Here is a 12,408-nt window from a genome sequence, read left to right on the forward strand (position 1 = left end):
ATTTTTTACTCTCGTTCTAACTTTTTAGAACTTATTCCACTGATAAAATTCTCTTCGCGTTTCCTTTTCACGGGTTTCGTAGGTATAACCGAGTTCCCTGTGATTCAAAACGTCTATAGGGCGCACCAAATCTTTAGAGTCAAATTTTGGTAATAGGGATAGTAAATCTCCTAACGCCGTAGCTTTCGGGGTAGACATACCGCCATCCCAAGGCCACATTAGGTCTTTAAGATTGTGTCCGTAAGGCTGACTATGACCATCGGGAGGATAAAAGTCGCTACCTTGATGACCGTTTTCTTGCCATTGGGTCCAGAGGCGGTCTACGTTGGCATGATGCAACCAAAACACTGGGTCATAAGGCGAACTTGGTATATTGCTCATAGTACCCACACCCTTAAACTTTATAGGTCTTGTGCTTGCGTCTATCTGCACCCCACCAACTAAACCATGAATGTAGTTGTGGATGAATCCTCCTGGGGTGACTTTACCTTGCTCATCTACAGAGATAAATCCTTCCAAGGCAGGGCGAAATAGAGAATAGTTATTAAGACTCAGCGCCCGCTCAACATCTTTTTTAGGCACTGGGTAATCACTGGCTGGAGGTAGCCGGAGAAAGCGGACAAGTGATGTACCTAATGATGTGTTGGTATCTAGGTCAATGTTTAATGCTGGATTCATAACCCAGCCATTTGCAGCAGAAAAAGTCCCAGGCACAGGCCCGCCTGTAAAATTTCCCAGATTTGGAATTTTGATGGTTACTCCTTGACCGTTAGTACCAAGAAAGTCATCGTTAAAAACCACATCAAGTGATTTTGCATCTGTCCAATCCCAGTAGGGCAGAGTAACATTTGGGTCTACTGCTTGTAGAGCTTGTTCAAATCTGCGAATATATTCTCGATGCCAAGGGAAAAATGCGGCATTTTCATGAGCAAGTTCTTGAACGGAACCATCGGAATGTCGTTTATGGTTATGAATCAAGCGTGTTGCCCCTATATGTATGGCAACGAATTGGTCGTAAATACTTACCTTGCTACCTGCGGGAATTGTAGTTTTTAAGGTTTTGATAGCCTTGACAAAGGCTGTTTTCTCTGATGATGTCAGGTCAGTTACGTTTTTTCTTACAGATAAGTGATCGTATTGTCCTGGAAAATTATAATGCCAATGATATTTGTATTGTCCGTGGTCAATGCGATCGTGGGCGAAGACTGTAATAGCACAGGCGCTAACTAGAAGTAGGCTATAAATTAATATTTTGACAGATTTCAGCAGGAGTTTCATTATCTTAAGGGTTTTCAAGAAATAAATTATCCAAGAAAACGAACCACAGAGGCACAGAGGGCGCGGAGAAAGGAGGAAGAGAGGGGATTATTGGATGAAATTTTTCGATGCATTTTAAGTTGGAAGTCTTTTAATGGGAGCAAGAAGGCAGAAAGAGAATTAATTGATACTAATTGCCCACTCCCTATTCCCTATTCCCCACTCCTTGAAGAGATGGACTTTCGCGCCGACTTTCTGTAATGGCTGTTTTAAGTTCTTGACAGAGTTGTTCTACAGCTTGCAGTCCTTCTGTTGGGCTACCTTCAGCTAATCTTTTAACGAAGGCACTACCAACAATTACTGCGTCTGCACCCCATTCTTTTACTTGACGGGCTTGTTCTGGGCCGGAGATGCCAAAACCAACGCCGATGGGTTTATCGGTGACGCTTCGCAAATCTGTTAATAAATATTTTACGCGGTCTTGGATTTGAGCGCGGATACCTGTAACGCCTGTAACACTTACCAGGTAGATAAAACCCTGAGATTGATGAGCGATCGCTTCAATTCTATCTTGAGAACTGGTAGGAGCTACCAGTAAAATTACCTCAATTCCGAAAGATGCAGCAGTCTGGATTAATTCTTCTGCTTCTTCTAAGGGTAAGTCTGGTACTACCAACCCTTGCACGCCAGCAGCGGCAATTTTTCCTAAAAATGGCTTAATACCTCGGTACAAAATGGGATTGTAGTAAGTAAATAGAATTATCGGCGCTTTTAAGTTGGGACTCACCACCTGTAGCATCTCTAGCACTTGCTCTAATTTCGTGCCTTTTTGCAAAGCGCGGGTTGCTGCTGCTTGAATCACAGGCCCATCTGCGAGAGGATCGGAGTAGGGAACGCCCAACTCGATGAAGTCTGCACCATTGCGATCTAAGATACGTATTGCTTCGGCGGTGGTTTCTAAGTTAGGATCGCCTGCTGTGATAAATGGGATTAAAGCACACTGGTGGCGATCGCGTAAAGTTTGAAAGGTAGCTGAGATAGAAGTCATTCTAAAAAATGCTTAATGATTGGTTAATAGTTCTGGAATAATTTACACTTAGCAATTAGGGACTTCCAAATAAAAAAATACTCAACTACTTCTTGTGGGGTGGGCATCTTGCCCGCCTTTGTATATGGGCGGGCAAGATGCCCACCCCACAAGATTGGGTAATTTATTTGTTGGAAGTCCCTTAGCGATGCCGACTCTAGATTTTTTGTCGTCGAGTCTTTGATACTTGTGAACGAGTCTTTTAGCTCCGTTAAGGAATAAGGAAAGGGTTAAGGGGGAAGGGAAAAGGGAAGAATTATTTTCTTTTGCCCTTAAATGTCCCCTTTACCCGCCTTCTGCAAGAAGCCTATTTTCGCAAATCTCCCCGCACCCGCCTTAGAATGGCTTGCTCTAATTCCCTCCTTTTTAAGGGGGGTTAGGGAGGAGAAAGTCTTAGCATACTACGCACAGCTTGTTCTACATCGCTTTGTTTAACTAAAGATTCTCCTATTAAAACTGCACGCGCACCAGCAACAGCTACAAGAGATAAATCAGCAGGTGTATACAGTCCAGATTCGCTGACGACGGTAATATCCAAACTTTGTAATTGTTGTTGACGCTCTGCTAAAAGTTGCTGTGTTGTGCCTATATCAAGGGTAAAATCTTCTAAATTGCGATTGTTGATTCCTACTAAACGTAAGTCGTCAAGCTTTAGCACTCGATCTAGTTCAGCCAATGTATGAACTTCTACTAGCGCATTCATGCCTAAATCATGAATTAGTTGCAAAAAATCTTGAAGTTCTTGATCTGATAAAATGGCGGCAATCAACAAGACTGCATCTGCACCTGCTGTCCGTGCTAAATAAATTTGATAGGGGTTAATGATGAACTCCTTGCATAGTAGGGGTAATGCTACTTGCCTTCGCACTCTTCGCAGATTATCAAAACTGCCCTGAAAAAACTTATGATCAGTCAGGACTGATAAACAAGCTGCACCACCTCGTTCATAAGCTTGAGCAACAGCTACGGCATCGAAATCTGCGCGGATAATCCCCCGGCTAGGTGATGCCTTTTTTACTTCGGCAATTAAGCTAGGTTGGTTAGAATTTTCTTGCAAAGCATTCAAGAAATTTCGCACAGTTGGGGCTGCATTTAACTGTTGTCGCAAGGAAGTTAAAGGCAGTTCTTGCTGCATTTGTGCGACTTCTTGCCTTTTATGCAACACAATTTCTTCAAGAATATGGCGGGGAGGGGCAACTTGGTTAGTCATAATCTTTTAGCGGAGTGGGGAGGTAAATAGTTAGGAGTTAGGAGTTGTTAATTATGAGTCAATACGCTTGGGTTAAGGCTAAAACTCTTTATAAAAGTCAATTTTTTAACGAACAGCCAAGGACGCAAAGAGTTTGAGTTAAGAATTTCAGTTCTCCAAATTCCATATTCTCAACTCTCAACTCCTAACTCCTAACTCTTTCGTTGTTGTATATGCACGCACCACATTTTTAATGATTTCCAGACCGACTTCTCCAGCTAGAGTCATGATTGATTCTGGATGAAACTGAACGGCGGCGATGGGAAGTGTCTGATGTTCAATGCCCATAATTACGTCGTCATCAGAAATCGCTGTTACTTTGAGTTCTTTTGGCAAACGTTGCGGTAGGGCAAATAATGAGTGATATCTACCGACTGGAAAAGATTGTGGTAAATTTTTGAAGGTCACGCAATTAGGATCGGTGACGAAAATTCGTGAAGATTTACCATGTTGGGGATAGTTGAGGACACCCAATTCTCCATCAAAAGCTTCAACGATGCCTTGCAGCCCTAGACAAACTCCGAAAATAGGAATTTGGCGATGAAGAAGCGCCCCGACTGTCTGGCGAACCCTAAAATCACTTGGTCTACCAGGGCCAGGAGATAAAACAACTAAGTCAGGGCGTTCTGTATCGAATAGCGATTCTGAGAAACCATGACGGAGTGTGGTGACGATCGCACCAGTTTGGCGAATGTAATTGGCTAGGGTATGAACAAATGAGTCTTCATAGTCTATTAGTAAGATGCGTTTGCCAGCTTCTGCACTAGGTAGGATTTTAGTTAATTTTATGGAACTGGATTCATCAATTTTCTGACTGGTTTGCTTTACCCGCCGAATTGTCTCAAATAAAGCAGCAGCTTTGGTAATTGTTTCTTGTTCTTCTGCTTCGGGTATGGAGTCATAAAGGACAGTAGCACCAACTCGCACTTCGGCGATGCAGTCTTTTAATCGGATTGTCCGCAGAATTAATCCAGTATTTAAATTCCCATTGAAATTTAAATAGCCAACTGCTCCACCATACCAACGTCGGGCGCTACGTTCGTGCTTTTCAATAAAATCTATTGCGGCTCTTTTGGGTGCGCCGGTGACTGTAACCGCCCATGTATGCGAAAGAAAGGCATCTAAGGCATCAAATTGCGATCGCAGTGTTCCCTCAACATGATCTACTGTATGTATCAGGTGGCTGTATAATTCTATTTGACGACGACCAATAACTTGTACTGAACCAGGTTCGCAGATTCGGGATTTGTCATTGCGATCGACATCAGTACACATGGTCAACTCAGCTTCATCTTTGTGGGAGTTGAGTAACTGACGAATTTGCACGGCATCATCAATAGCATCTTGTCCCCGGCTAATAGTACCACTAATAGGGCAAGTTTCTACCCGCCTACCTTCAACCCGCACAAACATTTCTGGAGATGCGCCAATTAGATATTCTCCACCTAGATTAAAAATAAACCCATAAGGACTGGGATTTATTTCTTTTAAGGTGTTAAATAGTTTACTAGGTTCGTCTTCATAGCCTTCAAAAAAGTTTTGACTAGGAACGACTTCAAATAAATCGCCTCGGCGGAAATAATCGAGCGCACCCTCAACTTTTTTGGCATACTCGCCTACTTTATGGTCAGCAGTTTGATTAGGAAAAAGATGTTTGCCTCGATAATCTACCGATTCACCTGTTCGAGGCAAACCATTAGTACTGCCATCCGCTGTTTCAAATTCATATTGTAGACGAAATGCGCGTTGCTGATAGTAGTCAACAACTATCAAGTCATCAGGTAGATAAAGCACTAAATCCCGTTGATCATTAGGACGTTCCAGGCGTTGGCTAATTGGTTCAAACTGAAAAACTAAGTCATAACCAAAAGCACCATACAATCCTAAATGCTCGTCTTCTTGACTAGAAAAGGTGTGTAAAATTTCGCGGACAACTGTAAAAGCTGAAGGTTGTTTACTGCGTTCTTCTTCAGCAAATAGATTTTTTGTAGCTTTAACAAAGCCTACAACATTATTCTTATCTAAGCTAACTTTCTCAAGTTGTATTGAGTTGGATAAGCACTCTAAGAGTAGCGGCAAAAGAACCTGACCGCGTTCATTCAACGCTATCAAAGTAAAAGCATTTTCGTGTGTAGTCAATTCCAATGGTGGATTGACAAATCCGATCGCCCATCTTTTGTATCTGCCTGGATATTCGTAGCTGCTCCTTAACAAACCTCCACGCTGAGAATTTAAGTGGAATAGAATATCTTCTAGAGCAGTGTCCATCTTAACTTCTGTGATGGAGCGAGAAACGCTTACACCACCAAGGGTTTTGTAGGAACGGTAATTAAAAATCATGGAAAATTTCTCTGGAAGACTTATTTAGTCAAGAACCATTAATCATTATTGATAACTATCTTTAAATTAAAAACAAATCCAGATAATCCGATGTCAATTTAATTCAAACTATCTAAATCTGCATATTCTTTTTCAAAGATGCAATAAAAAACCCTTTGCTTCTTATTTAAGAATACTACATATCAAGCAGATAATTCATTGAATAATTTTTCGATTAGGTGTCAAATTATTCGCTTTTTATACTGCTTTACTAGTACATTCTCTTGTATAATTTTTTAAAATTTTTTGCCTCCCTCAAAAGTAGTACATCCTCTCACAACCTCCCATCAAACCTCAGCATACCTCCGCGCTTCCCTCAGCGTACCTTTGCGTTTAAAATCCAATCCTAAAACTCCCGCAACAGCGATATTGCTTGCCTATACAAAAACAAATCCACCTCATGAACCTCAATTCCTTTTCCAATCCTCTGTAACAGCATCAAAGTCAACTCTCCCCCCAAATGTTCCCGGAACTCAGTTAAACCCCGAAACAAACAATCAGGATGTTCCAATTGTGATAACTTCTGGGCCATTTCTGGCACATACAAAGTGAAACCCAACGCCGATAAAGTGCTTAATATCCGTTGCCATTCTGAACAATCGAGCAATCCCACTAAATAGGAATAAGTGGTATCTAAAGCGATACCGATCGCAACCGCTTCACCATGACGCAAGCGATAATTAGTCAAATGCTCCAGTTTATGAGCCGCCCAATGTCCAAAATCCAGGGGACGAGACGAACCCATTTCAAAAGGATCACCGCTATTGGCAATATGTTCTAGGTGCAACTGGGCGCAACGATAAATAACTTGTTGCATAGTATCCATGTCTCGCTGCATAAGGGCTGCGCTGTGCAAATGGATAAAATAAAAAAACCTAGCATCTTTAATCAGCGCCACTTTGATTGCTTCTGCGATTCCAGAACGCCAATCGCGATCGTCTAATGTTGTCAAAAAGGCAGAATCATTTATAACTGCATAAGGTGGCGCAAATGTGCCGAGAAAGTTCTTTTTCCCAAAAGCATTGATGCCGTTTTTTACGCCAACCCCAGAATCATTTTGTGCTAACACCGTCGTCGGAATCCGAATTAGACGAATTCCCCGGTGAGCGGTTGCGGCTGCATATCCTACCAAATCCAACACAGCCCCGCCCCCTATAGCTAACACATAGCAATGGCGACATAATCCGGCTGCTTCAATCTGTTGGTGGATTTGCTCTACTAAAGTGCGATCGTTTTTAGCAGCTTCTCCTCCCGAAATTATCATCGGTTCGGCTGCGATCGCTACTATCTCTGCATAAAACTTGATATACCCTACTAATTGCTTAACCAATTCCGGGTGATGCTGCAATATTCCTGCGTCTATTATCGCTACAACTTTCTTCGGTTTTGTCTCCCCATCTGCTGTAATTACTTGGGCTAAGGTGGGGTTTTTCAACTCAAATAAGTTTTTGGTGAAGTAAACCTCATAGTTGAAAGTAACCGAAACACGTTGATGAATTGGTTGCAGATTGAATCTACTTTTTTGCTTAATGTCAACTACCATGTTTTTGCTTATATATTTACAAGTGCGGCACGATTCAAAGCTTGAAGGAACATTTCTACCGAATGAGAACCATTTATCTTGAGTTTATTATTGATAATAAAGAACGGCACACTATTAATGCCATTGGGGCGAGTAAATATTGATTCAGCCACAAAAGCTTTAACCGCAACATCATCAGTCAATTGCAGCCGTAATTCCCTATAATCCATTTGGTAAGTTCTACCTATGGCAATCAGAACTTCAATATCTCCGATGTTCAAACCGTCTTCAAAGTAAGCTTTATAAATGGCTTCTACGACATCGTTTTTTACCTTTGCTGGTGCGAGTGTAATCAGTCGGTGCGAAAGCTTAGTATTGACAGCTAAACGGATTTTATCAAAATTTAGCTTGACTCCAGCCGCCTCACCTGCATATTGCGTTGAATCAAACAGATATTGCAGTTCATGGGCTTTTATGCCTTTTCTATTCTGCATAAACCGGTGAAATTCGTATCCCTCAGCAGGAACGGTATTATCGAGAATAAAGGGATGCCAACGAATATCTACTTCTTTTTCTGGCCATTGTGCCAGTGCATCAAACAGATGCTTTTTCCCTATTCTACACCAGGGACAAACGGGATCGTGAAAGATATCTATCAGCATAGTTTTTATTCTTCAAATGCTAATATTTGTATGAATCTGGGGCTTGAAATCTCGTTTAAGAGGCGTTGTATTTAAAGGCTGTAAAAAAGCGTTTATTTTCTCTTCAAAAAAGCTTTGGGTATTTTCAAATTCTTGAATTAATGCGTCTCGATCTTTTCTTGCTACCAGTTTGGCTAAACGACTGTAAGTTTTAGCTAAAAAGCTAATTGCATTACACCTTTCTTCTGTAGCTAGCATAATATCGACACATAAATTAGGATTTTGAGAAAACAAACGTTTAACAATGTCAATTTCTTGACGATAATTAGGTGTTGACATTGTTAAGCTTTGTTCTATGTCTACTTTTACTTGTGCTAAGAAAACACCAAGACTAAATCTACAAAAATGCTGGGTTGCTTGAACGATCACCATCATTTGGTCGTGTTCTTCAGGCGTACAAACAATTAATTCTCCACCTTGACTTTTGATAAAGTCTAATAACCACTGAAATGAATCATCGTTTCGGACTGGACATACTACCACTTTTTGTCCTAAAAACGATTTGATGTTTGGCCCAAACATTGGATGTAAACCCATGACTGGGCCAGAATGATGTTCGAGCATTGCCTGAGTTGGCTGAGTTTTTACGCTCGTGATATCACACAAAGCTATATTTTGGCTAAGGTATTTCGCTGCTCGTTTGATAATATCAACTGTATGTTCAATGGGAACGCTTACTAATACTAATTCTGCCTGATTTAACAGTTTATCTGCGTATTCCCAATCATCGTGTTCGAGAACGCTAACATTGTGGCCTACTAGAGAAAGCTGCTCTTTAAATAATCTTCCCATCCTGCCGCGTCCACCGATGATGGTAATTTGTCGGGGACTGACATGATTTGTTGCAGATTTAGGAATCAGAGTCGCATGGCAACTATTTATTACACTTGCCCAAACAGACTCAGGAATACCAGCTTGGGCGAGTAGGGGAGCCACATCAGCCAGTTGTTCATCTAAAGAAGGTTGTTCTGATGCTGCTAATAATGATATGCGATCGCTCAGTAGGGCGATCAAGCTTTGGTCAGTTTTTTTAAGCTGATCTAAATTTGTCATTTGTCATTTGTCATTTGTCATTTGTTATTTGTCCTTGAGAGACTACGCGCACAAGGGACGTGGTATGTACTAAAAAATCTTTATCAACAAGTGATTTATTAGAACTCAATTCGGGTAAGATATCCAAAGGTGTTGCGCGTTGGGAAATCACATCAGTAAATAACTCTTCATACCGATCTAGCGCTTGCTCAAAGGAATAGTTTTCTATGGCAAACTTTCTTCCTTTGCGCCCTAATTGTGCTGCTAATTCTGGCTGGTTATATAATTCTAATACTGCACTTGCTAAAGCATCTGCTGACTCTGGTTCAACGATAATGCCGCCACCACTTTCTTTGATGGCTTTGGCAGCAGTCCCAGTGGCGGGAACTGAACCGACAATTGGGCGGCCACTGGCTAACAGCAGTGGTATTTTAGAAGGCATATTGAAAGAAATCACATTGCGCTTTTGCACAATCAAGCCGACATCTGCGGCTGCTAACATTTGCGGGAGTTTTTCTCGCGGTTGCAATGGTAGCAGCAAAACGTTATCTGCACCACAAGCAAGACAATGTTTTTGCAACCTTTCGAGAGCTTGAGATTCACCTGCGATCGCAAAGACAATATCATTAATATGACGCAACCGAGATGCTGCTTCTATTACTGTCTCCAAACCTTGCGTCAGAGCAATATTACCTGAATAAAGCACTACAAATTTATCATCGAGTTGATGAGTAGCTCTCCAAGAGTTATTCTTCGGTAAAGGGCGGATAAAATTTAGATTCACCCAATTGGGAATACAGGCAATTTTATTAGCCGGTACACCTTTATTTATTAAATTATCTACAAAGCCATCGGCAATCACGCTAATGGTCTGTGCAGTTCGGTAGGCAAATTTCTCTAAAGCTTCCAAAGCTTGAATCATCAACTTATTTTTAATTAGCCCAACACGCACAGCAGCTTCCGGGAGGATATCTTGCACGTTCAGCACTACTGGGCAATTATATAGCCAAGCTATTAAGGTTGCAGGTAAACAAACTAGTAGCGGCGGCACTGTTAAAAGAATTACATCAGGTCTTTCGCCCTTAAGGGCTTGTGGCAAGCTCGTAAAAACAAAGCTCAACTCTAGTAGTAGCCTGTCTACAAGGTTAGGTTTAGACTTAATCCGTAAGTAACTACGCTGAATCTTGACACCATTTTTATGTTCAGTAACGTATAGCTTACCCCGATAGCGATCGTAAATCTGACGTTGAGGATAGTTAGGCATACCTGTGATTACCCGCACTTGATGTCCTCGCTTCACCAGCCCTTCTGCTAGTTCAGTCATCAAAGGTGCAATACCAATTGGCTCTGGATGATAATTGTATGAATAAATCAGAATTTGCATGAACTGTTAATATCCTGAAAGCACCTTCATAATGTTGGCTTTATTAGTGTTATCCAGTTTTTATCTCCCTTGTTCCAGATTTAATGACCTGAAATTTTCGTAGGATGTGTTACCGCCAAGAGCATAATGCACCCTACGAAGCAGAAGTTTTAGATTTTGTTTAATCCACTTCAGCCTCTGAACTGGGAACTTCGACCTCTGAACTGGGAACTTCGACCTCTGAACTGGGAACTTCGACCTCTGAACTCGGAACTTCGACCTCTGAACTCGGAACTTCAGCCTCTGAACTGGGAACTTCGACCTCTGAACTGGGAACTTCGACCTCTGAACTCGGAACTTCGACCTCTGAACTCGGAACTTCAACCTCTGAACTCGGAACTTCGACCTCTGAACTCGGAACTTCGACCTCTGAACTCGGATTTTGGTCACTTTAGGGACTTCAAAAAATACTCAACTACTTCTTGTGGAGTGGACATCTTGTCCGCCCTTGGCTACGGGCGGGCGAGACGCCCACCCCACAAGATTGGATAATTTATTTGTTGAAAGTCCCTTACTGCTACTCAATCATGAGAACTCAGCACTGTTTTTGCAACGTCTTCTCTAAACTGAAGACTGGCTTTTGTTGTCCACGTTTCCGCAATGTGACGGTAACAGCCCCAAGCCCAAGCAATATTAAACCCAATGCTGAACTAGGCTCAGGTACTTGAGTTATACCTCCTACGTTTAACACTTGAACGCGACCTTGGAAGAAATCGCCCACATACAACTTGCCATTTTTGAGGGTTGTACCACCCGTCCAGTTAAATCTGCCTGGAGTGAGGTCAAGGGGATTGCCAAAGGGACCGTCAGTTAATCCTGGAGGTGGGACTGGTTTGCCTGATTTATCTAGGGCTGGTTGACCGTAGTTCGTCAAGAACTTACCATTTTTATCAAATACCTGAACGCGGCTGTTGATAGAATCAGCTACATAAACATTCTCTTGGTCGTCCACTTCGATGCCAATTGGCTGAAGAAGCTGTCCAGCTTTGCTACCTGTTGAACCAAATGCCAACAGAGGCTTACCATTTGGATCGAGTACTTGAACGCGGTTGTTATACTGGTCAGCTACAAAGATATTTCCACTAACTGGGGAAATTCTTACACCTGCTACACCTTGGAATTGCCCAAGTGCAGTGCCATTAGTGCCACCAATAACACCAATTTGCTTTCCATCAGGTGTGAATTTAAGAATTCTTTCGCCGTTAAAATCACCTACGTAAACGTTGCCAGCTTTGTCAAATGTCACACCAGATGGCCCAAAGAAAAACCTACCTGGTATAAGACCGGTAAAATCTCCATTTGCAAAGGATCTAATAAACTTACCCTGAGGATCGAATTGATTGATGCGGTTGTTGTAAACATCACCTGCATACAAATCCCCTGTTACGGGATTAAAGTCTACAGTTGTTGGCTCGTCAAACTGTCCGGGTCCTTTGCCGCCGGAGCCAATTGCTCCAATATACTGACCGCTTGGACTAAATTTTTCAATTTTGTCACCCAGGTTGTAGTTACGACTACCATCTGGGTTAACACCGCGTCCGTTAGCTATGTAGGTATTCCCTGAATCATCTACCGTTATGCCTTGGGGAACAAACAGCTGCCCAGGGCCGAAGCCAGGACTGCCGATACTTGTATCATAATTTAATGTTACAGCCTTAGCTTGGGCTGCTGCTGCCAACACCATGAATCCAGTACCGAGAATGCCGATTGATAAATTTTTGATTAATCCCATGAGTTTGAAGTCCTGGTTGTATGAGT

At 42.0% G+C, this 12,408-nt stretch carries 9 protein-coding genes; all 9 read right to left on the reverse strand.

The window, feature by feature from the left end; translation table 11 throughout:
- Nucleotides 1-24: 24 nt before the first annotated feature.
- Nucleotides 25-1,278, reverse strand: a complete 1,254-nt coding sequence (locus V7K32_RS27030) for a tyrosinase family protein (RefSeq protein ID WP_334997748.1) — start codon at nt 1,276-1,278, stop codon at nt 25-27.
- Between the two features lie 184 nt (nt 1,279-1,462).
- The gene (trpA, locus tag V7K32_RS27035) at nt 1,463-2,305 is read right to left on the reverse strand and encodes a tryptophan synthase subunit alpha (protein WP_334997750.1); all 843 of its coding nucleotides are present in this window, start codon (nt 2,303-2,305) and stop codon (nt 1,463-1,465) included.
- A 415-nt stretch (nt 2,306-2,720) separates the two neighbouring features.
- Nucleotides 2,721-3,554, reverse strand: a complete 834-nt coding sequence (gene trpC, locus V7K32_RS27040) for an indole-3-glycerol phosphate synthase TrpC (protein WP_334997752.1) — start codon at nt 3,552-3,554, stop codon at nt 2,721-2,723.
- Nucleotides 3,555-3,731: 177 nt separating this feature from the next.
- A complete protein-coding gene (locus V7K32_RS27045; RefSeq protein WP_334997754.1) occupies nt 3,732-5,933 on the reverse strand; it encodes an anthranilate synthase in 2,202 nt (733 codons plus the stop codon).
- A gap of 385 nt (nt 5,934-6,318) precedes the next feature.
- On the reverse strand, nt 6,319-7,515 hold the full coding sequence (locus V7K32_RS27050; RefSeq protein ID WP_334997756.1) for a 3-dehydroquinate synthase: 1,197 nt from the start codon (nt 7,513-7,515) through the stop codon (nt 6,319-6,321).
- Between the two features lie 8 nt (nt 7,516-7,523).
- Nucleotides 7,524-8,156 carry a DsbA family oxidoreductase gene (locus tag V7K32_RS27055; protein ID WP_334997758.1) on the reverse strand — a complete coding sequence of 211 codons (633 nt, stop codon included), beginning with the start codon at nt 8,154-8,156 and terminating at the stop codon, nt 7,524-7,526.
- A gap of 12 nt (nt 8,157-8,168) precedes the next feature.
- Nucleotides 8,169-9,248 carry a bifunctional chorismate mutase/prephenate dehydrogenase gene (gene tyrA, locus V7K32_RS27060; RefSeq protein ID WP_334997760.1) on the reverse strand — a complete coding sequence of 360 codons (1,080 nt, stop codon included), beginning with the start codon at nt 9,246-9,248 and terminating at the stop codon, nt 8,169-8,171.
- Between the two features lie 10 nt (nt 9,249-9,258).
- Nucleotides 9,259-10,611: a glycosyltransferase family 4 protein gene (locus V7K32_RS27065; RefSeq protein ID WP_334997762.1), complete on the reverse strand. Its 1,353-nt coding sequence runs from the start codon at nt 10,609-10,611 to the stop codon at nt 9,259-9,261.
- Between the two features lie 574 nt (nt 10,612-11,185).
- Nucleotides 11,186-12,382 carry a scytonemin biosynthesis PEP-CTERM protein ScyF gene (gene scyF, locus V7K32_RS27070; protein ID WP_334997764.1) on the reverse strand — a complete coding sequence of 399 codons (1,197 nt, stop codon included), beginning with the start codon at nt 12,380-12,382 and terminating at the stop codon, nt 11,186-11,188.
- Between the last annotated feature and the right edge of the window lie 26 nt (nt 12,383-12,408).

It is taken from the genome of Nostoc sp. (assembly GCF_036917635.1).
Classification (GTDB): domain Bacteria; phylum Cyanobacteriota; class Cyanobacteriia; order Cyanobacteriales; family Nostocaceae; genus Nostoc.

What these genes read in the sequence shown, in the direction of transcription:
- V7K32_RS27030 (WP_334997748.1), bottom strand. Translation starts at nt 1,278, where the DNA reads ATGAAACTCCTGCTGAAATCTGTCAAAATATTAATTTATAGCCTACTT.
- trpA (WP_334997750.1), bottom strand. Translation starts at nt 2,305, where the DNA reads ATGACTTCTATCTCAGCTACCTTTCAAACTTTACGCGATCGCCACCAG.
- trpC (WP_334997752.1), bottom strand. Translation starts at nt 3,554, where the DNA reads ATGACTAACCAAGTTGCCCCTCCCCGCCATATTCTTGAAGAAATTGTG.
- V7K32_RS27045 (WP_334997754.1), bottom strand. Translation starts at nt 5,933, where the DNA reads ATGATTTTTAATTACCGTTCCTACAAAACCCTTGGTGGTGTAAGCGTT.
- V7K32_RS27050 (WP_334997756.1), bottom strand. Translation starts at nt 7,515, where the DNA reads ATGGTAGTTGACATTAAGCAAAAAAGTAGATTCAATCTGCAACCAATT.
- V7K32_RS27055 (WP_334997758.1), bottom strand. Translation starts at nt 8,156, where the DNA reads ATGCTGATAGATATCTTTCACGATCCCGTTTGTCCCTGGTGTAGAATA.
- tyrA (WP_334997760.1), bottom strand. Translation starts at nt 9,248, where the DNA reads ATGACAAATTTAGATCAGCTTAAAAAAACTGACCAAAGCTTGATCGCC.
- V7K32_RS27065 (WP_334997762.1), bottom strand. Translation starts at nt 10,611, where the DNA reads ATGCAAATTCTGATTTATTCATACAATTATCATCCAGAGCCAATTGGT.
- scyF (WP_334997764.1), bottom strand. Translation starts at nt 12,382, where the DNA reads ATGGGATTAATCAAAAATTTATCAATCGGCATTCTCGGTACTGGATTC.